Below are 22338 nucleotides of genomic sequence, written 5' to 3' on the forward strand. Positions count from 1 at the left end.
TAGTCCCTCCTTCTATCGCCCAATTTGGTATCGGACATACTCCGTGAAAATTTTCCGACAGCCCTCCCATGGCAAAGGGGCCGGGTGTGTCAGTAACCTCTCACATCATCGCACAGTCACAAACAACATTAGTTATTATATCGAATAGTTCTGCCTATTGCAAGCAAAAACGAAAAAACAATGCATCTTATTTTCAAGAGATGCAGTTGTGCTCGCAGCTCGCGATTTTCCCCAAGAGAAAAGCCCCCGCACCAGGGCAGGGGCTCGTTCAGCTTCGTTCCAATACAACGTTACTCGTTCCAGTACACTGTTGCTCTATTTAAAGGCTAAAGCCTTCTTATTTGGAGATTGTTGCTACAGCACCAGCGCCAACTGTACGTCCACCTTCACGAATAGAGAACTTAGTTCCTTCTTCGATAGCGATCGGGTTGATCAGTTGAACAGTAACTGTGATGTTATCACCAGGCATTACCATTTCGGAACCTTCTGGCAAAGTAATGATACCAGTTACGTCAGTTGTACGGAAGTAGAACTGTGGACGGTAACCAGTGAAGAAAGGTTTGTGACGTCCGCCTTCTTCTTTAGTCAAAACGTAGATTTGAGCAGAAAATTCTGTATGTGGGTTAACAGAACCTGGTTTAGCCAATACTTGGCCACGCTCGATTTGTGCACGATCTACACCGCGAAGCAGTGCGCCGATGTTGTCACCAGCTTGAGCGGAATCAAGCAATTTACGGAACATTTCTACGCCTGTTACTACGGATTTACGGGATTCTTCTTGAATACCGATGATTTCGATTTCGTCGCCCACTTTAACTGTACCACGCTCTACACGGCCTGTAGCAACTGTACCACGACCAGTGATGGAGAATACGTCCTCGACAGGCATAAGGAAAGGCTTGTCAGTGTCGCGTTCTGGAGTTGGGATGTAAGTGTCGATTGTTTCGAACATTTCAACGATTTTTTTAGCCCAGTCGCCATCTGGGTTTTGCAGTGCTTCACGAGCGGAACCGCGAGTGATTGGAGTGTCGTCGCCTGGGAAGTCATACTCGCTCAGCAAGTCGCGAACTTCCATTTCAACCAATTCCAGCAACTCTTCGTCTTCAACCATGTCGCATTTGTTCAGGAATACAACGATGTAAGGAACACCAACTTGGCGGGACAACAGGATGTGCTCACGAGTTTGCGGCATTGGGCCGTCAGCTGCGGATACAACCAGGATCGCTCCGTCCATTTGTGCAGCGCCAGTGATCATGTTTTTAACATAGTCGGCGTGACCTGGGCAGTCAACGTGTGCATAGTGACGGTTAGGTGTTTCATATTCCACGTGTGCAGTGGAGATTGTGATACCGCGTTCGCGCTCTTCTGGAGCTTTATCGATTTGATCGAATGCTACAGCAGCACCACCGTAAGTTTTGGACAATACAGTTGTGATTGCAGCAGTCAAAGTAGTTTTACCATGATCGACGTGACCAATAGTACCGATATTAACGTGCGGTTTGTTACGTTCAAACTTAGCCTTTGCCATTTGAACAATTCCTCCTCAATAACTTGTTTTATTTTAGGCTGCCGGATGCCTTTTTGGTAAAACCTTAAGCATACCGGTCAGCTGATACATTGTATTACTCGCCGCCTTTGGTTTTGGCAACGATCTCTTCAGCAATGCTCTTCGGTACTTCTTCATAATGAGAGAGTTCCATGGAGAACACGCCGCGTCCTTGTGTACCGGAGCGAAGTGTAGTCGAGTATCCGAACATTTCGGACAAAGGCACCTTCGCACGAATGATTTGAGCTCCACTGCGGGAATCCATACCTTCAATCCGACCACGACGGGAGTTCAACATACCCATTACGTCACCCATATATTCCTCAGGAACCGTTACTTCAACTTTCATAATCGGCTCGAGCAATACTGGTTTACATTTGTCTTTCGCTGCTTTCAGCGCCATTGATCCGGCAATTTTAAATGCCATTTCATTGGAATCGACATCATGGTATGATCCGTCCACGATTGTAGCTTTAACGTCCACAAGCGGGAAGCCTGCGATAACGCCGTTTTTCATTTGTTCCTCAATACCAGCAAGAGCAGGAGCGATGTACTCTCTAGGAACAGAGCCGCCGACTACCTTACTTTCGAATTGACTACCAGTACCTGGCTCGAGTGGTTCGAACTCAACCCATACGTGACCATATTGACCACGACCACCGGACTGACGAACGAATTTACCTTCGACACGTGCTGGAGCACGGAACGTTTCACGGTAAGCAACCTGTGGTTTACCCACATTTGTTTCTACCTTGAACTCACGACGCATACGGTCAATGATGATGTCCAAGTGAAGCTCACCCATACCCGCCAAGATGGTTTGACCTGTTTCTTCGTTAGTATGAGCGCGAAGAGTTGGATCCTCTTCAGTCAACTTACCGAGAGCTACAGACATTTTATCTTGGTCAGCTTTGGTTTTAGGCTCAACCGCGATTTCAATAACCGGATCAGGGAAGTTCATGGACTCGAGAATAACAGGACTCTTCTCATCACACAGTGTATCACCTGTACCTGTATCTTTCAAACCTACGGCAGCCGCAATATCACCAGAGTAAACTACAGTGATTTCTTGACGACTGTTCGCATGCATTTGAAGAATACGTCCGATACGTTCGCGTTTACCTTTTGTTGCATTCAATACGTAAGAACCGGATTGAAGAACACCGGAGTATACGCGGAAGAATGTCAACTTACCAACGTAAGGATCCGTCATGATTTTGAATGCCAATGCGGAGAATGGCTCTTCATCGGAAGAGTGACGTTCAACTTCCGTACCGTCTTCCAAATGCCCTTGAATACTTGGCACATCAATAGGAGCCGGCAAATAGTCGAGAACAGCATCCAACATCAGCTGAACACCTTTATTGCGGTAAGAAGATCCACAGATAACTGGGAAGATTTTAACTTCTACAACACCTTTACGGAGAGCGGCTTTAATTTCGGCAACCGAAATTTCTTCGCCTTCCAGGTATTTCATTGTCAATTCTTCGTCCAGTTCAGCAACCTTCTCGATCAATTCATTACGAAGTTCTTCAACTTGATCTTTGAATTCCGCAGGAACTTCTACTTCTTCGATATCTTGACCAAGATCATCTTTGTACATATGAGCTTTTTGTTCAACGATATCGATAATACCAGTAAAATCATTTTCTGCGCCGATTGGCAATTGAATCGCAACTGCGTTCGCTTGAAGGCGATCACGCATGTCAGAGACAACATTCAGGAAGTCGGCACCAATGATATCCATTTTGTTTACATATGCGATCCGTGGAACGCCGTAGCGATCAGCCTGTCTCCATACGGTTTCGGACTGAGGCTCAACGCCTTCTTTCGCACTGAAAACACCAACTGCTCCGTCCAATACACGAAGGGAACGTTCAACTTCAACAGTGAAGTCAACGTGCCCCGGGGTGTCGATGATATTGACGCGGTGACCTTTCCAGGCAGCGGTCGTCGCAGCGGAAGTAATCGTGATTCCGCGCTCTTGTTCTTGTTCCATCCAGTCCATTGTCGCAGCGCCTTCGTGAACTTCACCGATTTTGTGCGTACGGCCTGTGTAGAACAAGATCCGCTCTGTTGTTGTGGTTTTACCCGCGTCAATATGAGCCATGATCCCGATATTACGTGTATTTTTCAAGGAGAACTCTCTTGCCATGAAATGGGTCTCCCTTCAAAATTGAAGTTATTTTTTTGAGCTGAATCCTACCAACGATAGTGAGCAAACGCTTTGTTCGCTTCAGCCATTTTGTGCGTGTCTTCACGTTTTTTCACGGAAGCGCCTGTGTTGTTGGAAGCATCAATAATTTCAGCCGCCAAACGCTCTTCCATGGTTTTCTCACCGCGGTTGCGGGAGTAGTTTACGAGCCAACGTAATCCCAGGGACGTACGTCTTTCTGGTTTTACCTCGATTGGTACTTGGTAGTTGGCACCGCCGACACGGCGTGCTTTAACTTCCAGGACTGGCATGATATTCTTGATAGCTGCTTCAAAAACTTCCATCGGGTCATTCCCCGTACGTTCTTGGATAAGCTTGAACGCATTGTACAGAATGCTTTGAGCAACGCCTCGTTTTCCGTCGAGCATGATGCGGTTGATCAAGCGGGTAACCAACTTGCTGTTGTATACCGGATCTGGCAACACGTCTCTTTTGGTAACTGGACCTTTGCGTGGCATGGATATCCCCCTTTCTTACATGTTAAACCGACATACGCGGTTTATATTCATTAGGATTTTTTAGCTTTAGGGCGTTTTGCGCCGTATTTGGAACGAGCTTGCATGCGGTTGTTTACGCCTGCAGTATCCAAAGCACCGCGAACGATGTGGTAACGCACACCCGGAAGGTCTTTTACACGACCGCCGCGAATCAGCACTACGCTGTGTTCTTGAAGGTTATGTCCAATACCTGGAATGTAAGCAGTCACCTCTACACGGTTCGTCAAGCGAACACGAGCATATTTACGAAGTGCGGAGTTTGGTTTTTTCGGAGTCATAGTACCTACACGAGTGCACACTCCGCGTTTTTGCGGGGCACTGATGTCGGTAGCTTCACGTTTCAAGGCATTAAAACCTTTTTGCAAAGCCGGTGATTTCGATTTCTCGATTTTGGCTTGACGTCCTTTACGAACCAGTTGGTTAATAGTTGGCATGTTGGTTGCCACCCCCTTCCTCAATTTTTGCTGTTACTTTACAAACCTTATCTAAGCCCACAGACCCAGGCGGTTCATAAAAGAACAAATGAAAAGTCTTTGCCGCCAAGAATAACAATTCCTTAGACAAAAACGTTCCTTACCCTATTGTTTTACGATAGCAGCCATTGCGGCTCCCACTTCAATCCCACATGCAGCTCCGAGATTTTTCATTGTGTCTACGAGAGTCACTTTGACTCCTTGCTTGTTGCACAAAGCAATGATGTTGGAAGTGAGACGCTGATCTGCGTCTTCTGCCACATATACTTCTGAGGCAAAGCCCAATTCTACCATACGAATGGTTTGTTTGGTACCGATTTTGACATGAGCATCTTGCAGTCCTTGTTCTTTAGACATATCTCATTCCTCCGAAAAGACCCAATAGCATATAGGCTGCTCACGCACCTTTGCTATATTAGCATTGACTATAAGTAATGTCAAGACAATTATAAACTATAATTCATTTAAACAGAATAGTACGATTCATTTTTGAAAAGCACCGGAGCACCGTCTGCTGTAGCTTTTATGCAAAGCTTATGTCTACGGTGTTCCGGCAATCATACTATTTTTATATTACTCGGCCGAAATTGGTTCGAGCTCCTCAGATGGAGACTGCCCCTCTTCCGGTTGGGCAAATTTCACGCTACGGTAACGGTTCATACCTGTTCCCGCAGGAATCAATTTACCAATAATTACGTTCTCTTTCAGTCCAAGCAACTGATCGACCTTGCCTTTAATAGCTGCATCAGTCAGGACACGAGTAGTTTCCTGGAAGGATGCTGCTGACAAGAAGGAGTCAGTTTCCAGAGATGCCTTGGTAATACCGAGCAGTACCGGCTTGGCTACCGCTGGTTCTTGGCCGCTGAGAATCGCTATCTTGTTTGCATTTTCATACTCATGGACATCAACAAAGGAGCCTGGAAGTAAGATCGTGTCGCCCGCATCAATGATACGGATTTTACGCAACATTTGACGAATCATAACTTCTACGTGCTTGTCGTTGATTTCTACGCCCTGGTTCCGGTATACGCGTTGAACTTCCTGAAGGATATAGTTCTGTACCCCGCGAATACCTTTAATACGCAGCATTTCTTTAGGATCAATCGAACCATCCGTCAGTTCGTCCCCAGCTTCAACAGTCATACCTTCGCTTACGCGCAGGCGGGAACCATACGTTACTGAGTATGTTTTCGTTTCGGCTTCACCCTGAATGTCGATCTCACGGCGGTCTTTACCTTCACGAACTTCTTTAACTGTACCGTCAATTTCACTAATAGTTGCCTGACCCTTAGGATTACGTGCTTCAAAAAGCTCCTGGATACGAGGCAAACCTTGTGTAATATCGTCACCCGCTACGCCGCCTGTGTGGAACGTACGCATAGTAAGCTGTGTTCCTGGCTCACCGATGGATTGTGCAGCGATGATACCAACTGCTTCACCAATCTCAACGTGTTTACCAGTAGCCAGATTGCGACCGTAACATTTCTTGCAGACGCCATGTTTAGCACGGCAACTTAGTACAGAACGAATCTGAACTTTGTGTACACCAGCTTTAACAATCGCTTCAGCTTTATCGGAGTCAATCAATTCGTTACGTCTAGCCAAAATCTCGCCAGTCTCAGGATGACGTACTGTTTCAAAGCAATAGCGACCTTCCAGACGGTCATAGAGATCCTCAATTACTTCTTTACCGTCCTGGATACGACTTACTGTGAAGCCTTTATCCGTTCCGCAGTCTTCTTCGCGCACGATAACATCCTGCGCCACATCTACGAGACGACGAGTCAGGTAACCGGAGTCAGCCGTACGAAGGGCTGTATCCGCCAAACCTTTACGCGCTCCGTGAGTAGAGATGAAGTACTCGAGTACTGTCAGACCTTCACGGAAGTTTGATTTGATTGGGAGTTCGATAATACGTCCGGATGGATTGGCCATCAGACCACGCATACCGCCGAGCTGAGTAATCTGTGATTTGTTACCCCGCGCTTTGGAGTCCACCATCATCATGATGGAGTTGTAGCGATCCATGGACTTCATCAATACTTCAGTAATATCATCTTTCGCTTTAGACCAAATATCGATAATCCGGTCATAGCGTTCTTCATTCGTAATCAGACCACGACGGTACTGATTCGTTACAACTTGCGCTTTGTCTTCGGATCCCTTAAGAATCTCTTGTTTTTCCACCGGCACGATTACATCCGACACAGCAACGGTTACCCCTGCACGAGTGGAATACGTAAAGCCAAGCTGCTTGATTTTATCCAGAATTACAGCTGTTTCTGTTGTATGGTAAGTCTCAAAACAACGTGCAATGATATTACCAAGGTAATCCTTGCCTACCCCGCTAGCTTGCGGAGCGTTTTGAATGGCTTCTGTAAGATTTACACCCTTCTCGTAAACAAAGAACTCCTCCGCAGTACCATAAAGCAGGTTCGCACGGGTAGCATCATTGATGTACGGGAAGCTTGCCGGGAAAATTTCATTAAAGATAATTTTACCAACCGTTGTGATCAACATCGCTTCCTGTTGTTTTTCCGTAAAGCTCGTTTTATTCAAAGCTTTAACCGGAATAGCTACACGAGCATGAAGTCCAGCTGTACCACGTTGGTAAGCCGATATAGCTTCATTCATGTTGCGAAGGATCATATTGCTTCCTTCTTCTTCTTTGTTATCCATAGTCAGATAGAAAGAACCAAGAACCATATCCTGGGAAGGTGTAACAACTGGCTTGCCGTCTTTCGGATTCAAAATGTTGCCGGATGCTAGCATAAGCAAACGAGCTTCAGCTTGGGCTTCCGCAGACAACGGAACGTGAACAGCCATTTGGTCACCGTCAAAGTCGGCATTATATGCAGTACATACGAGCGGATGCAGACGAATCGCACGGCCTTCAACCAAAATCGGTTCGAACGCCTGGATACCGAGTCTATGCAGCGTAGGGGCACGGTTCAGAAGAACTGGATGCTCCTTGATTACTTCTTCCAGCACATCCCATACTTCTGCACTCACACGCTCAACTTTACGCTTCGCGCTCTTGATATTGTGCGCCAAACCTTTGTTCACCAGTTCCTTCATAACAAAAGGTTTGAACAGTTCCAGTGCCATTTCTTTTGGCAAACCGCATTGATACATTTTCAAGTACGGGCCTACAACGATAACGGAACGACCAGAGTAGTCAACACGTTTTCCGAGCAAGTTCTGACGGAAACGTCCTTGTTTACCTTTCAGCATGTGGCTGAGGGATTTTAAAGGACGGTTACCTGGACCTGTAACAGGACGACCACGACGACCATTATCAATCAAGGCGTCAACAGCTTCCTGCAACATCCGTTTTTCATTTTGCACGATAATATCTGGCGCACCTAGATCTAACAACCGTTTCAGACGGTTATTACGGTTAATAACACGACGATACAAGTCGTTAAGGTCAGAGGTAGCGAAACGACCACCATCCAACTGTACCATCGGACGAAGCTCAGGAGGAATAACAGGAAGTACGTCCATGATCATCCAATCCGGTTGGTTGCCCGAGTTACGGAATGCCTCAATAACTTCAAGGCGTTTGATCGCACGGTTACGACGTTGTCCTTGAGCTGTACGCAGCTCTTCTTTCAAGAATTCTAATTCTTTGTCTATATCCAAATCTTGAAGAAGCTTTTTAACCGCTTCAGCACCCATACCTGCCTGGAAGCCATAGCCGTATTTCTCACGGTAGCTACGGTATTCTTTCTCGGACAGGAGTTGCTTTTTCTCCAAAGGCGTATCTCCTGGATCGGTTACAACATAAGATGCGAAGTAAATGATCTCTTCCAGAGATCTTGGAGACATATCAAGAGCAAGACCCATACGACTTGGAATGCCTTTAAAGTACCAAATGTGCGATACAGGAGCAGCCAACTCAATATGGCCCATACGCTCACGGCGAACCTTAGCGCGAGTAACTTCTACTCCACAACGGTCACAGACAACACCTTTATAACGTACACGTTTGTACTTACCGCAATGACATTCCCAGTCTTTCGTAGGTCCGAAAATTTTCTCGCAAAATAGTCCTTCTTTTTCCGGTTTAAGCGTACGATAGTTAATCGTCTCCGGTTTTTTGACTTCTCCGCGGGACCAAGAACGAATCTTTTCGGGGGAAGCAAGCCCGATTTTCATATATTCGAAATTGTTAACGTCCAACAAGGAGCAACCCTCCTTAACCAAATCCTGAGTTTTTAGGTTTGATACCGCCCAGCAGCACCGGGCGGTATCAAGAAACCTGATCCATCCTAGAATGGATCAAGGTATATAACAAAGCTGATATGAGTCAGTCAGCAGTCAAACTACTCTACGCCAACCTCAGAGCCTTCCAGATTCAAACTCAACTTATCGCCGGTTGTGTCATCCTCATCATCAAGCTCTCTCATTTCGATCTCTTGTTCGTCTTCAGACAGAATCTTCACGTCCATACCCAAGCTTTGCAGCTCTTTGATCAAGACCTTAAATGATTCTGGAACACCCGGTTCAGGTACATTTTCACCTTTGACAATGGATTCGTAAGTTTTAACACGTCCAACCACATCATCAGATTTCACAGTCAAAATTTCCTGAAGCGTGTACGCTGCACCGTAGGCTTCCAATGCCCATACTTCCATCTCCCCGAAGCGCTGTCCACCGAATTGAGCTTTACCACCCAATGGTTGTTGCGTAACGAGAGAGTAAGGACCTGTAGAACGAGCATGGATTTTATCATCGACCATGTGCGCCAGTTTGATCATGTGCATGACACCGACAGTAACTTCACGTTCAAAACGATCACCCGTACGTCCGTCATACAACACAGTCTTACCATTACGCTGCATGCCTGCCTCTTCCATTGTATCGAATACGTCATATTCCTTGGCACCATCGAATACTGGAGTTGCCACATGAATACCAAGACGCATTGCAGCCATACCCAGATGGACTTCAAGCACCTGTCCGATGTTCATCCGTGAAGGTACGCCCAGCGGGTTCAGAACGACCTGTACTGGTGTGCCATCCGGCAGGAACGGCATATCTTCTTCAGGCAGAATACGGGCAACTACACCCTTGTTACCGTGACGTCCAGCCATTTTATCGCCTTCGGAGATTTTACGTTTTTGAGCAATATATACACGAACCAACTGATTTACACCTGGTGGCAGTTCATCGCCATTTTCACGTGTAAATACCTTTACATCTACAACAATCCCGTCTGTTCCGTGAGGAACTCTCAAAGAAGTATCGCGAACCTCGCGTGCCTTCTCACCAAAGATTGCGTGTAAGAGACGTTCTTCAGCTGTCAATTCAGTCACACCTTTAGGTGTTACTTTACCAACGAGAATGTCACCTGCGCCAATTTCAGCACCAATACGTATGATTCCACGCTCATCCAAGTTGCGAAGCGCTTCTTCACCGACATTTGGAATGTCGCGAGTGATTTCTTCAGGTCCAAGCTTCGTATCACGAGCCTCGGATTCGTATTCCTCAATATGGATTGAGGTGTATACATCTTCCTTAACCAGTTTCTCACTCAGCAAGATCGCATCCTCGTAGTTGTAACCTTCCCAAGTCATGAAGGCAACGACAACGTTACGTCCCAACGCCAACTCACCCATCTCTGTAGATGGACCATCCGCAAGAATATCGCCAACTTTGACAATATCTCCTCTGTTCACAATCGGACGTTGGTTGATGCAAGTTCCTTGGTTAGATCGCATAAATTTGTGTAATTTATACTTAACAATGTCGCCCTTCACTTCAGCGCCATCTACAGTTTCGATACGACGCAACCAAATTTCGTTAGCCGAAGAACGTTCGATAACTCCGTTGTATTTGGATACAACGCAAACACCGGAATCTTTTGCAGACTTGTGCTCCATTCCTGTTCCGACCAATGGAGACTTCGGAATCAGAAGCGGGACAGCCTGACGCTGCATGTTGGAACCCATCAATGCGCGGTTAGAGTCATCATTCTCCAAGAACGGAATCAGTGCAGTCGCGACCGATACGACCTGTTTAGGCGATACGTCCATGTAATCGACACGGCTACTAGCCATCGGAATAATGTTATCAGACTGTTTGTTATAACGGACAATGACAACCTCATCCTTAAAGGTGTTTTCCTCCGTCAATTCTGCATTCGCCTGAGCTACGATGTAGTTATCTTCTTCATCAGCAGTCAGGTAATCAATCTGGTCTGTAACTTTTCCGGTTTTTGGATCTACCCAACGATAAGGAGCTTCGATAAATCCATACTCGTTAATGCGTGCAAAAGTGGACAAAGAGTTGATCAAACCAATGTTTGGTCCCTCTGGTGTCTCGATAGGACACATGCGGCCGTAGTGACTCGGATGGACGTCACGCACTTCCATACCCGCGCGTTCGCGCGTCAAACCGCCGGGTCCGAGTGCGGACAGACGACGTTTGTGCGTTAATTCAGCAAGCGGATTCGTTTGATCCATAAACTGAGACAGCTGCGAGCTACCAAAGAACTCTTTAATCGAAGCAATTACTGGACGTATGTTAATCAATGCCTGTGGCGTAATTACATTAGCATCCTGAATCGACATTCTTTCGCGCACCACGCGTTCCATACGGGACAAACCGATACGGAACTGGTTTTGGAGCAACTCACCTACAGAACGCAAACGACGGTTACCCAAATGGTCAATATCATCCGTACTTCCGATTCCGTGAAGCAAGTTAATAAAATAACTGATGGAGGAAATAATATCGGCAGGCGTAATATTCTTAACCGATTTATCAATATTTCCGTTAGCAATCAGTTTTACTACTTTACCATCCTCAATTGGTGAGAATACATCGATTGTTTGAAGTGGAATATCATTGCTTTCTAGCACACCACTCGCAACATGATACGTACGATGTCCTACTGATTCCTCCAGTTGGGCCAAAATCTCGTCCAACAGGCGGCGATCTACCATTTGACCGGCTTCAGCGATGATTTCACCAGTTGTTGTATCAATCAAAGTCTCAGCAAGTCGTTGATTGAACAAACGGTTTTTGATGTGAAGCTTTTTATTGATTTTGTAACGGCCTACGTTGGCCAGATCGTAACGTTTAGGATCAAAGAAGCGAGCAACTAGCAAGCTCTTTGCGTTATCCAGTGTAGGCGGCTCACCTGGACGAAGACGCTCATAAATTTCGATCAGCGCTTTCTCGGTGGAATCCGTGTTGTCTTTATCAAGTGTGTTGCGGATATATTCGTCATTGCCGAGCAAATCCAGAATCTCAGCATCAGTGCCAAAGCCCAGCGCACGCAGCAACACCGTAACCGGAATTTTACGGGTACGGTCAATCCGGACATAGATAATATCCTTCGCATCCATCTCCAGTTCGAGCCAAGCCCCCCGGTTAGGAATTACCGTTGCGGTGTATGTTGTTTTCGCATTCTTGTCGACTTTTGTGCTGAAATAGACGCTGGGAGAGCGAACCAACTGGCTGACAATAACCCGTTCCGCACCGTTAATAATAAACGTACCCGTTTCAGTCATCAGCGGGAAGTCTCCCATGAATACTTCCTGCTCTTTCACTTCCCCGGTTTCTTTATTAATAAGCCGGACTTTTACCCGAAGCGGTGCTGCATACGTAACGTCGCGTTCCTTTGCGTCGTCAACGGTATATTTGGGTTCTCCGAGAGAATAGTCGATAAACTCCAGAATCAGATTTCCAGTGAAATCCTGAATTGGAGAAATATCCCGAAACATTTCCCTTAATCCTTCCTCCAAAAACCAATCATAGGATTTTTGTTGGATCTCAATCAGGTTCGGAACCTCGAGTACCTCATTAATACGTGCATAACTGCGCCGAGTGCGTCGACCATATTGAACAAGATGTCCTGCCAACTTAAACTCACCCCTCATGTCTACTCACTTTAAAAATACATTGCGAACCTCTGTTTGTGACCTTATAATAAGACACATACAGAAGATTCAATCTTACAAATACAGAAAAGCCCTTACTCGAATGCATTCGAAAAAAGAGCACCGTATCTGCAGAATCCTCTTACCGGAAGATCTTCATCACTTGTAGATTTGCCCAAAATGGTTGTATTATACGTAATAGAGATAAATACTATACCTACTACGCATAAATCTATTGACATTTCAACAAACTAAAGCCATGGAGGGCATCCTAATACTGACATTTTATAATAATATCACAGACCAGGATTCAAGTCAATGGTCCTATTGCATTTTCTTAAAAACTTTTTTCAGCCTTCAAAATTCGATAACCTTTATCCTTTGTAACTTCCTCTACATTACCGAAAAGGCTCTCTATCTTAGCACTCGCCGAAGGGGCACCCTGCTTTTTCTGAATGACTACCCACAAAGCTCCACCTTCGTTTAAATGCTCATAAGCAAGCTCAAAAATGGTATGCACTGTTTCTTTTCCTGCACGTATAGGAGGATTCGTCAAGATCACGTCAAAACGTTCATTCTTCACTTCCGCAAACAAATCGCTTTGCTTAATGGTGACATTCTTAACCCCATTACGTTCCGCATTCTCTATCGCAAGTTGAACGGCTCGCTCATTAATATCAACCATTGTGACGTGTCCCTCTGGGACAAGCGCGGCTGCCGTCAGACCAATCGGGCCGTAACCGCATCCTACATCCAATACCGAGGCTTGTGCAGGAAGCTGCATCGCTTCAATCAGCACACGACTCCCGTAATCAATTCCCTGCTTCGAAAAAACGCCTGAATCGCTGACAAAACGGTATGACCGCCCCCGCAGCACTGTTTCCAGGCTCCGTCGTTCATGCGCCATCTCTGGCCGCTTGGAGTAATAATGATCAGCCATTCATGCCCACCTCTTTCGGTTGTACTACCATCATAGCCTTTACAGTAACCTTTCAGACATGCTGGTACTACCGTTTTACAGCAACAAACCCCTTGAAGATCACCTCAAGGGGTTTGTTTTAGTTCATTGTCTGCTAGAAAGCAGTCAATTATTTTACTTCTACAGAAGCGCCTGCTTCTTCCAATTTTGCTTTAATGGATTCAGCTTCTTCTTTAGCGATTTTTTCTTTCAGTGGTTTTGGAGCGTTGTCAACCAGTTCTTTTGCTTCTTTCAGGCCAAGACCTGTGATTTCGCGAACTGCTTTGATAACGTTGATTTTGGAAGCGCCAGCGCTTGTCAAGATTACGTCGAACTCGGATTGCTCAGCTTCTGCTGCGCCACCTGCTGCGCCACCTGCTACAGCTACTGGAGCTGCTGCAGTTACGCCGAATTCTTCTTCGATTGCTTTCACGAGATCGTTCAGTTCCAATACGGACATACCTTTAATTGCTTCCAAGATTTGCTCTTTACTCATGGTTGAACCTCCATTTAAATTCGTATTTTTTTGTTCTCAACTGCTATACAGCAGGTTTAATCCTTAACTTATGCGCTTTGCTCTTCTTTTTCTGCAACAGCTTTAACTGCAAGCGCGAAGTTGCGCACAGGAGCTTGAAGCACGCTGAGGAGCATGGAAAGGAGACCTTCGCGGGATGGCAGTTCTGCCAGTGCTTTGATTTCCTCAACACCGATAACGCGACCTTCTACAACTGCACCTTTCAGTTCCAGTGCATTGTTCTTCTTAGCGAAATCGTTCAAGATTTTAGCTGCAGACACTGCATCATCTTTGCCGAACGCGATTGCAGTAGGACCTGTCAATACTGCGTCCAGTTCAGTCAATTCTGCTGCCGCAGTTGCACGGCGGAGCAGTGTGTTTTTCAGCACTTGAAATTCGATTCCGGCTTCGCGAAGCTGCTTACGCAGCTCAGTTACTTGGGCAACATTCAGACCGCGATAGTCTGCAACCACAGTCGTTACGCTCTCGCGCAATTTTGCAGCTACAACTTCAACAGCTTCTTGTTTTGCTTGAATCACCTTTGCATTTGCCAAACTGTACACCTCCTGATCAATTTATCCGCTTTGTTCAAAGCACCCAATCTGGCGATCTTACAAAGCTTGCTTTCATAAGCATGAAAAAAGCCTCCGTAGAGTACGAAGGCTTGATAAATCTACATGGACGGGACAAGCCCGTCACATGAAACGTTCTATCATAACACCTCGGTAGGAAATTAAGCCCAAAAGCACCTACTGTCTACGGTAAGCATATTCAACTTTAATGGTAAGTCACAAGGACTCACAACTTTTATAGAATAACAAATTTGATTGAACATGTCAATCAAAATATTATCTGTAAACAGATGCGTTCACACGTGCACTTGGTCCCATAGTCGAAGAAATAGCGATGTTTTTCAGGTATACACCTTTAGCAGCCGCTGGCTTCGCACGGTTCAAGGCTTCAACCAAGGCTTTAAGATTCTCGTTCAGCTGTTCAGCACTGAAGGAAGCTTTGCCGATTGGCGCATGAATTTGACCGGCTTTGTCGAGACGGTATTCGATTTTACCGGCTTTAATTTCTTGAACAGCCTTGGCAACGTCGAAAGTAACTGTGCCTGCTTTAGGGTTAGGCATCAAACCTTTACCACCGAGCAAACGACCCAGTTTACCAACCTCACTCATCATATCAGGTGTCGCAACGCAGACGTCGAATTCGAACCAGCCTTGTTGGATTTTGTTGATCATATCTTGATCGCCAACAAAATCAGCGCCAGCCGCTTCCGCTTCTTTCACTTTGTCACCTTTTGCAAATACCAGAACGCGTTGTGTTTTACCCGTACCATGCGGCAGGACAACAACACCACGAACAGCCTGGTCTTGTTTACGGGAATCTACGCCCAGACGAACTGCTGCTTCAACGGTTTCGTCGAATTTAGCAGTCGCAGCCTTTTTCACCAGTTCAACGGCTTCTAAAGGCTCGTAAGTTGCTTCGCTGTCAATCAGCTTAGCAGCTTCCAGGTACTTCTTACCATGTTTAGCCATAATGTTTTCCTCCTTATGTGGTATTAGCGGATATTCCTCCCACACTTGCCGGACAGTCAAACTGCCGGCACACGTAGATTAATAAAATTAATCTACGATGGTGATACCCATGCTGCGAGCAGTACCTTCAACCATACGCATTGCCGATTCTACGGAAGCTGCGTTAAGGTCAGGCATTTTTTGCTCTGCAATTTGACGAACAGCAGCGCGATTTACAGTTGCAACTTTCGTTTTATTCGGTTCACCGGAACCTTTTTCGATTTTAGCAGCAACTTTCAACAGAACAGCAGCCGGTGGAGTTTTGGTGATGAACGTAAAAGAACGATCCTCAAACACCGAAATTTCAACCGGAATAATCAGGCCTGCTTGATCAGCAGTACGAGCATTGAACTCTTTACAGAATGCCATGATGTTGACACCTGCTTGACCCAAAGCTGGACCTACTGGAGGCGCTGGATTAGCTTTCCCTGCAGGAATCTGCAGTTTTACCATTTTAATTACCTTTTTTGCCATGGATGACACCTCCTTGACTCAATAGTGGTAGACGGACCTATCGATCCTCCCACAAGAAACCTGTAAGAAAAATCTATATTTTCTCCACTTGAGTATAATCCAACTCAAGCGGGGTTTCCCGTCCAAACATGTTGACGTGAACTTTAAGCTTGCTCTTCTCAACCAAAATTTCTTCCACGGAGCCCACAAAATTCGCAAAAGGACCAACTTTAATTCGCACGGATTCCTTAACATCGAATTCAATCTTCGGTTTCGGCTCTACCATGCCCATATGCTTCAGAATCTGTTCAACTTCTTCTGGAAGCAATGGCGTCGGTTTGGAACCCGAGCCTGTCGACCCTACAAATCCCGTAACACCTGGTGTATTGCGCACAACATACCAAGAGTCGTCGGTTTGGACCATTTCGACTAAGACATAACCAGGGTAGACTTTACGCATAACGGTTTTTTTCTTACCGTCCTTGGTTACCAGTTCTTCTTCCATAGGAACAAGAACACGGAATATCTTGTCTTCCATGCCCATGGACTCAACGCGTTTTTCCAAATTGGCTTTGACTTTGTTCTCATACCCTGAATAGGTATGAACGACGTACCATCTTTTTTCCATATCAAGCCACCTGGAACCCTTCCTAGATAATCGCTTCGATCACAGCGGAAATGCCGATATCGAGAACCCAAAAATAAATCGTGACGAACGCAATTGTCCCTATGACAATCAACGTATAGTTGGTCAGTTCTTTACGATTGGGCCAGCGAACCTTCTTGAGTTCAGCCCAGCTTTCAGAGAAAAAGGAAAACAGAGACTTGAAACTGCGTTTCACGCCGACTACACCTCCAAAAACTATCTGGTTTCCCGATGAGAAGTCTGTTCGTTACAGGACTTACAGAATTTCTTCATCTCCATGCGGTCGGGGTGATTACGCTTGTTTTTCGTCGTTGTGTAATTTCTTTGTTTGCATGTTGTACAAGCCAAAGTAATAATTACCCGCATGATGTGCACCTCCCGAAGACATCCAACACCGGAAGTCTCATAATTGATCCTAAAAAAAACCGCGAATTTAGGCCTACCTAAAACACTTTATCACACGGAGTTTTCCATGTCAACGAATGTTTGCATACAATTCGCAGTCCCGGCTGTGGTGCATTTTAACATCTGTGCATCCTTTAAAACTGTTCTCTGAAAAGCTGCTTCAAAAATCAAGGCGATATCTATTATTCATCTTTTTTAGTATAAATCATTTGTAACACTTATAAACCTGCATAGCCTACCTATAACGAATAAAAAAAGACTCGGACTCGAGCCTTTTCCCTGTCAGCCTCTACTTTCAACTATCTCTTACTTCCAGATACTTTTCAAGTTTACGCTTGACCCGTTGCAGCGCGTTATCAATGGATTTCACATGGCGGTCAAGATCCTCTGCAATCTCCTGATACGAACGTCCGTCCAGATACAACATAAGCACCTTGCGTTCCAGCTCGCTCAGAATCTCGGACATCTTGTCCTCAAGGCCCACAAACTCTTCCTGATTGATTATCAGCTCTTCAGGGTCACTTACTTGTGTTCCGCAAATCACATCGAGCAACGTGCGGTCTGACTCTTCATCATAGATGGGTTTGTCCAGAGATACGTAAGAGTTCAGAGGAATGTGCTTTTGTCGTGTAGCCGTCTTAATTGCCGTAATAATCTGTCGTGTAATGCACAACTCGGCGAAAGCCTTGAACGAAGCAAGCTTGTCTCCCTTAAAATCACGAATGGATTTGTAGAGACCAATCATGCCCTCCTGAATAATATCCTCGCGATCAGCACCAATCAAGAAGTAGGATCTGGCCTTGGCCCGCACAAAGTTCCGGTATTTGTTAATCAGAAATTCCAGCGCTTCCCCATCACCTTCATGGACTGCTCCGACAATGTCTTCATCATTTTTGTAATCAAACTTTGACAACATGATATCCTTGAGGTCCACACTCACTAACAATCCCTCCGGCTGCAACGCAAGGTACCCGTTACTCTCTCAAATATACGACAAGTATACGCGATGTAACCTGATACCGTCAACCACAACAACCTAAAAAAGAAGAGCGCTAACAAAATTGTCAATGGTTTCAAAATGGAGGAGTCCCCAATTATTGGTTTATTCTCTTCTCCATCGTTCAAACAACTTTCGAAGCTCCGGACTCAGTTTGGCATCTAGCGAGTTACGGGATAATTTGGCACTATCCTGCTGGATTCGCTTCTGTACTTCCCTTTCGGATTCCTCAATCTCGATCAGTAATTCCCGCGCCGACACCCTGAGTGCACCTTGTCCAAATGCGACATGTTGCTCTACCTGATCGCTTGTCGCTACGTAAATACTTCTTCTTTTACTGCTCAGCTCCCGAACCAATCGCTCGATACACTCATCAGCAGTTTCTTTTTCTCTGGTAAAATAAATCTGGACTTTGCTCTGAGCAAAAGTTTTACCTAATCCTGGCACCCTGTAAGCATCAAATACGACGATGACTCTTCTGCCGGAATACGCCTGATGATCCGCCAGTCGTTCAAGAAGTCTGTCCCTCGCTTCCTGCATACCAGATTGTACCAGTGCGGAAAGTTCGGGCCAGGCTCCAATCATGTTGTAACCGTCCACAAGCAGAACATCCCGCGTGTCAGCCATATCGTTAGCCCCGTGCCTGTCGTCCGCGCAATACTTCGTACATGACAACACCCGCAGCTACAGAAGCATTAAGGGAATTAATTTGCCCCGCCATTGGCAGCTTGACGAGTACATCGCATTTTTCACGGATCAAACGGCCCATTCCTTTATTTTCGTTACCAATGACAATGGCTACTGGCCCCGTGAATACTCCATTCCCAAAGACAGGGTCTGTCGCTGTAACATCCGTGCCAACTACCCATACACCTTCTTCTTTAAGACGATCAATGGTTTGTCCCAGATTGTTTACACGCGCCACCGGGACGTACTCCACAGCACCTGCCGATGTTTTGGACACTGTTACAGTTACAGCTGCAGAGCGCCTTTTCGGCACAATAACACCATGTGCTCCAGTACAGTCCGCTGTACGAAGGATGGAGCCCAAATTATGAGGATCTTCAATCTCATCCAGCAAAATTAAAAACGGCTCTTCTCCCTTATCACGAGCAGTGGCGAGCAATTCTTCCACTTCAACATAGGCAAAAGGCGCAGCTTGTGCGACCACTCCCTGATGCTGAATGCCCGGAACCATTTGATCCAGCTTACGCTTGTCCACCTGCAAGACAATAATTCCTGCTTTTTTGGCCTCCGCTGTAATCGGCAGCGTCAAATGTTTTTGTGCATTATCCGCAATCCATATTTTATTTATTGTTCTGCCTGAACGCAATGCCTCCGTTACCGAATGCTTACCGGCAATCCATTCTTCTTCCATCTCTAGCTTCCTCCCGGGAAACGGCCGATGCTTGTTCCATCCAGTCCGTTCCCATTTATGATTTTTCTGTATTTTCCATCTGTGCAATTCCGTACGTAATCAACTCTCTTAATCTGTCCAAATGTCCATCACAATAAAGAGATCCAATCAACCCTTCCAGTGCAGTGGCGTGCCGATACTCAAGCACATCAGCATTTTTGGGCAAACTTCCTGATTTAGCATTTCTTCCTTGTCGGACAATATCGCGTTCTTCTTCCGTCAGTATCTTTTCCAAAAGCCCCAACATGCGACTCTGCGCCTTGGCGGAGACTAGCCCTGTGGCTCGGCGGTGCAGATGATTGGGACGCAGGTTGGGCTGTGCCAACAAATATTGCCGGACAGCTACCTCATACACTGCATCACCAATATAAGCTAGTGCAATGGGAGGCATCAAACGAGCTGGCTTGGACGCAGGGTACGGGAACCAGTTCCCCGTATCTGCCAATGCTCCTGAGTTCAGTGGCTTATCACTCATTTTCGCCGCCACCGCATACCCTGCGCCGTATCTTCAAGCACAATGCCTTTTGCAGCCAACAGATCGCGAATTTCGTCAGCTCTACCCCAGTTTTTGGTCTTACGAGCTTCGACACGTTCTGCAATTAACTGCTCAATTTCGTCATCCAGCAACTCTTCACTCGGTTCCGAATAAATGCGAAGAACGTTATTCATCGATTGAAAGGTATGCAATACAGCTTGTAGTTCCGCCTGATGTACGACATCTCGCTGCAACAAATGGTTTGCTTCGCTAACCCAATCAAATACAGCAGTAATCGCATCAGGTGTATTGAAATCATCATTCATTTTTTCGCCAAACTGCTGCAAAATTCCGTCAAGCTTCGTTTGCAGTTCTGTCGATACTCCCCCATTACCTTCCAGCGCATTAGCTAAACGATGCTTCACATTGGCAACTGCATTGGCGATCCGCTCGACACTGTTCTCTGCCTGACTCATAGTCTCTTGGTTGTAGTTCAACGGATTCCGGTAATGCGTCGACAACATAAAATAACGTAAAGCCTCCGGCTTGTGATGAGCGCGCAAATCTTTAACCAAAATACCATTACCGAGTGATTTCGACATTTTTTCATTATCTATGCGAATATAGCCGTTATGCATCCAGTAGCGGGATAATGGCTTACCCGTGATCACTTCGGATTGTGCGCATTCACATTCATGATGCGGAAATTGCAGATCCTGTCCGCCCCCATGAATATCCAGTGTATCCCCCAAATAATGGCGAGCCATAGCAGAGCATTCGATATGCCAGCCCGGTCGTCCATCTCCCCAAGGGCTCGACCAATAAATTTCGCCCGGTTTCGCTGCCTTCCAGAGTACAAAGTCCTCAGCATTTTCCTTGCGCTCATCCACATTGATGCGAATACCGAACTGAAGCTCTTCCAGATTTTGACCTGACAGTTGTCCGTAATCTTTGAACTTTTTGGTTCGATAGAACACATCGCCATCATTCTCATAGGCATAGTCCTTGTCTACCAATTCCTTAATAAAATCAATAATCAGGTCCATGCTCTCTGTTACACGAGGGTTCATACTGGCAGCAGGAACATTCAATCCTGCCAGATCCTCATGATAGGCAGCAATAAATTTCTCAGCAACTGCCGAGACATCCGTATCAAGTTCCCGAGCTTTGCGGATTAATTTATCATCGACATCCGTAAAATTCACCACATAGTTTACATCATAGCCCAAGTACTCCAGGTAGCTGCGCACCACGTCAAATACAATTACAGGTCGTGCATTGCCAATATGAATGTAATCATACACGGTAGGTCCGCATACATACATTTTAACCTTTCCAGGCTCCAGTGGCACAAAAGGCTCCCGACTCCTCGTCATTGTATTATAAATTTGAAGCGGCATTGTTATGTTCCTCCCTCATGAAAATCATTTTTCTAATTTATTCTCTTGGGTCACCTGATGTTTCTGAGCAGATGCCTCATCCTTCAAATCAGACATTTCTGCACGCAAACGTTCTATTTCCCGTTGAAGTTCTCGCATAGAGTCCACAACCGGATCAGGCAATTGATGACTAAGTCGGTCTGGACGCCTACCATCCTGTCTGACAACTCGCCCCGGGATGCCCACCACCGTACTGTTTGGTGGAACTTCTTTGAGCACAACCGAGTTAGATCCAATGTTGGATTGTGCCCCAATCGTGAAAGAGCCTAATATCTTTGCACCGGAGCCGATAACAACATTATTCCCAATGGTCGGATGGCGCTTCCCTTTCTCTTTCCCAGTCCCGCCGAGTGTGACCCCCTGATACAATATGACATCGTCGCCAATCTCACAGGTTTCACCGATGACAACTCCCATGCCATGATCAATGAACAGCCGATTTCCGATACGAGCGCCAGGATGAATTTCAATGCCTGTCATAAACCTTGATACCTGGGATATAACACGGGCTAGAGTACACCAGTTTCGCAAATAAAACCAATGTGCGATTCGATGTGCCCAAAGGGCATGAACGCCGGAATACGTAAAAATGACCTCCAGCTTACTCCGGGCGGCCGGATCATTATCCAAAACAGTCTGAATGTCGGATTTGAAATGTCTGAACATGTCGCCCTCCTATTCCCTTCATATCCTTGCCGCATCATCACTACACTTCACGTTCCGCCAATTTTCGCATCCACCAGCACTCTTCGACATTTTTCAATCTATAACGAGTCTGAGTCTGATAAAAAAGAAAAAGCGTCTCCGCAGCCTAAGCTGCAGAGACGCATG

Annotated in this window: 21 protein-coding genes and 1 other annotated feature; all 21 genes read right to left on the reverse strand. The window is 45.9% G+C overall.

Annotated elements, in window-relative coordinates; genetic code table 11:
- Positions 1 to 337: 337 nt before the first annotated feature.
- Positions 338 to 1528, reverse strand: coding sequence for an elongation factor Tu (gene tuf / locus NLX74_RS24360; protein WP_023990558.1), 1191 nt, complete (start codon positions 1526 to 1528; stop codon positions 338 to 340).
- 94 nt (positions 1529 to 1622) lie between these two features.
- On the reverse strand, positions 1623 to 3701 hold the full coding sequence (fusA, locus tag NLX74_RS24365) for an elongation factor G (RefSeq protein WP_029514491.1): 2079 nt from the start codon (positions 3699 to 3701) through the stop codon (positions 1623 to 1625).
- Between the two features lie 47 nt (positions 3702 to 3748).
- Entirely contained in the window at positions 3749 to 4219 is a 471-nt protein-coding gene (gene rpsG, locus NLX74_RS24370; protein WP_007432586.1) for a 30S ribosomal protein S7, read from the reverse strand.
- Between the two features lie 50 nt (positions 4220 to 4269).
- A complete protein-coding gene (rpsL, locus tag NLX74_RS24375) occupies positions 4270 to 4692 on the reverse strand; it encodes a 30S ribosomal protein S12 (RefSeq protein WP_007432587.1) in 423 nt (140 codons plus the stop codon).
- Positions 4693 to 4836: 144 nt separating this feature from the next.
- On the reverse strand, positions 4837 to 5088 hold the full coding sequence (locus NLX74_RS24380; protein ID WP_007432588.1) for a ribosomal L7Ae/L30e/S12e/Gadd45 family protein: 252 nt from the start codon (positions 5086 to 5088) through the stop codon (positions 4837 to 4839).
- Positions 5089 to 5304: 216 nt separating this feature from the next.
- Positions 5305 to 8919, reverse strand: a complete 3615-nt coding sequence (rpoC, locus tag NLX74_RS24385; protein WP_029514492.1) for a DNA-directed RNA polymerase subunit beta' — start codon at positions 8917 to 8919, stop codon at positions 5305 to 5307.
- Positions 8920 to 9059: 140 nt separating this feature from the next.
- On the reverse strand, positions 9060 to 12605 hold the full coding sequence (gene rpoB, locus NLX74_RS24390) for a DNA-directed RNA polymerase subunit beta (RefSeq protein ID WP_061831396.1): 3546 nt from the start codon (positions 12603 to 12605) through the stop codon (positions 9060 to 9062).
- Positions 12606 to 12960: 355 nt separating this feature from the next.
- Positions 12961 to 13563, reverse strand: a complete 603-nt coding sequence (locus NLX74_RS24395; RefSeq protein ID WP_254330781.1) for a class I SAM-dependent methyltransferase — start codon at positions 13561 to 13563, stop codon at positions 12961 to 12963.
- Positions 13564 to 13711: 148 nt separating this feature from the next.
- Positions 13712 to 14077 (reverse strand): 50S ribosomal protein L7/L12, encoded by a 366-nt coding sequence (gene rplL, locus NLX74_RS24400; protein WP_010348819.1) that lies wholly within the window; start codon positions 14075 to 14077, stop codon positions 13712 to 13714.
- Positions 14078 to 14145: 68 nt separating this feature from the next.
- Positions 14146 to 14649, reverse strand: a complete 504-nt coding sequence (gene rplJ / locus NLX74_RS24405; protein WP_013312168.1) for a 50S ribosomal protein L10 — start codon at positions 14647 to 14649, stop codon at positions 14146 to 14148.
- Positions 14650 to 14723: 74 nt separating this feature from the next.
- Positions 14724 to 14875: a sequence feature (ribosomal protein L10 leader region), on the reverse strand.
- 68 nt (positions 14876 to 14943) lie between these two features.
- Positions 14944 to 15636 (reverse strand): 50S ribosomal protein L1, encoded by a 693-nt coding sequence (gene rplA / locus NLX74_RS24410; RefSeq protein ID WP_013312169.1) that lies wholly within the window; start codon positions 15634 to 15636, stop codon positions 14944 to 14946.
- Positions 15637 to 15723: 87 nt separating this feature from the next.
- Positions 15724 to 16149 (reverse strand): 50S ribosomal protein L11, encoded by a 426-nt coding sequence (gene rplK, locus NLX74_RS24415; protein WP_007432595.1) that lies wholly within the window; start codon positions 16147 to 16149, stop codon positions 15724 to 15726.
- 73 nt (positions 16150 to 16222) lie between these two features.
- The gene (gene nusG / locus NLX74_RS24420; RefSeq protein ID WP_007432596.1) at positions 16223 to 16756 is read right to left on the reverse strand and encodes a transcription termination/antitermination protein NusG; all 534 of its coding nucleotides are present in this window, start codon (positions 16754 to 16756) and stop codon (positions 16223 to 16225) included.
- A gap of 22 nt (positions 16757 to 16778) precedes the next feature.
- Positions 16779 to 16970, reverse strand: coding sequence for a preprotein translocase subunit SecE (secE, locus tag NLX74_RS24425; RefSeq protein WP_013312170.1), 192 nt, complete (start codon positions 16968 to 16970; stop codon positions 16779 to 16781).
- A gap of 20 nt (positions 16971 to 16990) precedes the next feature.
- Positions 16991 to 17140 carry a 50S ribosomal protein L33 gene (gene rpmG / locus NLX74_RS24430; protein ID WP_023990562.1) on the reverse strand — a complete coding sequence of 50 codons (150 nt, stop codon included), beginning with the start codon at positions 17138 to 17140 and terminating at the stop codon, positions 16991 to 16993.
- Positions 17141 to 17474: 334 nt separating this feature from the next.
- Positions 17475 to 18119 (reverse strand): RNA polymerase sporulation sigma factor SigH, encoded by a 645-nt coding sequence (sigH, locus tag NLX74_RS24435; RefSeq protein WP_016324748.1) that lies wholly within the window; start codon positions 18117 to 18119, stop codon positions 17475 to 17477.
- A gap of 162 nt (positions 18120 to 18281) precedes the next feature.
- Complete coding sequence (locus NLX74_RS24440; RefSeq protein ID WP_007432599.1) at positions 18282 to 18803, reverse strand: NYN domain-containing protein; 522 nt, start codon at positions 18801 to 18803, stop codon at positions 18282 to 18284.
- 4 nt (positions 18804 to 18807) lie between these two features.
- Complete coding sequence (rlmB, locus tag NLX74_RS24445; RefSeq protein WP_013312173.1) at positions 18808 to 19554, reverse strand: 23S rRNA (guanosine(2251)-2'-O)-methyltransferase RlmB; 747 nt, start codon at positions 19552 to 19554, stop codon at positions 18808 to 18810.
- 55 nt (positions 19555 to 19609) lie between these two features.
- Positions 19610 to 20068, reverse strand: a complete 459-nt coding sequence (locus tag NLX74_RS24450; protein WP_254330782.1) for a Mini-ribonuclease 3 — start codon at positions 20066 to 20068, stop codon at positions 19610 to 19612.
- Complete coding sequence (gene cysS / locus NLX74_RS24455) at positions 20065 to 21468, reverse strand: cysteine--tRNA ligase (RefSeq protein WP_254330785.1); 1404 nt, start codon at positions 21466 to 21468, stop codon at positions 20065 to 20067. Before cysS ends, NLX74_RS24450 begins: the two co-directional genes overlap by 4 nt.
- A gap of 24 nt (positions 21469 to 21492) precedes the next feature.
- Positions 21493 to 22173 carry a serine O-acetyltransferase gene (gene cysE, locus NLX74_RS24460; protein ID WP_235306431.1) on the reverse strand — a complete coding sequence of 227 codons (681 nt, stop codon included), beginning with the start codon at positions 22171 to 22173 and terminating at the stop codon, positions 21493 to 21495.
- Between the last annotated feature and the right edge of the window lie 165 nt (positions 22174 to 22338).

Origin of the sequence: Paenibacillus sp. MZ03-122A (assembly GCF_024213325.1) — a bacterium.
Classification (GTDB): Bacteria; Bacillota; Bacilli; order Paenibacillales; family Paenibacillaceae; genus Paenibacillus; species Paenibacillus polymyxa_B.

Excerpts from the sequence above, each read along its gene's own strand:
- rpsG (WP_007432586.1), bottom strand. The coding sequence starts at position 4,219 with ATGCCACGCAAAGGTCCAGTTACCAAAAGAGACGTGTTGCCAGATCCG.
- nusG (WP_007432596.1), bottom strand. The coding sequence starts at position 16,756 with ATGGAAAAAAGATGGTACGTCGTTCATACCTATTCAGGGTATGAGAAC.
- cysS (WP_254330785.1), bottom strand. The coding sequence starts at position 21,468 with ATGCCGCTTCAAATTTATAATACAATGACGAGGAGTCGGGAGCCTTTT.
- NLX74_RS24395 (WP_254330781.1), bottom strand. The coding sequence starts at position 13,563 with ATGGCTGATCATTATTACTCCAAGCGGCCAGAGATGGCGCATGAACGA.
- rpmG (WP_023990562.1), bottom strand. The coding sequence starts at position 17,140 with ATGCGGGTAATTATTACTTTGGCTTGTACAACATGCAAACAAAGAAAT.
- rplK (WP_007432595.1), bottom strand. The coding sequence starts at position 16,149 with ATGGCAAAAAAGGTAATTAAAATGGTAAAACTGCAGATTCCTGCAGGG.
- tuf (WP_023990558.1), bottom strand. The coding sequence starts at position 1,528 with ATGGCAAAGGCTAAGTTTGAACGTAACAAACCGCACGTTAATATCGGT.
- NLX74_RS24450 (WP_254330782.1), bottom strand. The coding sequence starts at position 20,068 with ATGAGTGATAAGCCACTGAACTCAGGAGCATTGGCAGATACGGGGAAC.
- fusA (WP_029514491.1), bottom strand. The coding sequence starts at position 3,701 with ATGGCAAGAGAGTTCTCCTTGAAAAATACACGTAATATCGGGATCATG.
- rplA (WP_013312169.1), bottom strand. The coding sequence starts at position 15,636 with ATGGCTAAACATGGTAAGAAGTACCTGGAAGCTGCTAAGCTGATTGAC.
- NLX74_RS24380 (WP_007432588.1), bottom strand. The coding sequence starts at position 5,088 with ATGTCTAAAGAACAAGGACTGCAAGATGCTCATGTCAAAATCGGTACC.
- rlmB (WP_013312173.1), bottom strand. The coding sequence starts at position 19,554 with ATGGAAGAAGAATGGATTGCCGGTAAGCATTCGGTAACGGAGGCATTG.
- rplL (WP_010348819.1), bottom strand. The coding sequence starts at position 14,077 with ATGAGTAAAGAGCAAATCTTGGAAGCAATTAAAGGTATGTCCGTATTG.
- NLX74_RS24440 (WP_007432599.1), bottom strand. The coding sequence starts at position 18,803 with ATGGCTGACACGCGGGATGTTCTGCTTGTGGACGGTTACAACATGATT.
- cysE (WP_235306431.1), bottom strand. The coding sequence starts at position 22,173 with ATGTTCAGACATTTCAAATCCGACATTCAGACTGTTTTGGATAATGAT.
- rpsL (WP_007432587.1), bottom strand. The coding sequence starts at position 4,692 with ATGCCAACTATTAACCAACTGGTTCGTAAAGGACGTCAAGCCAAAATC.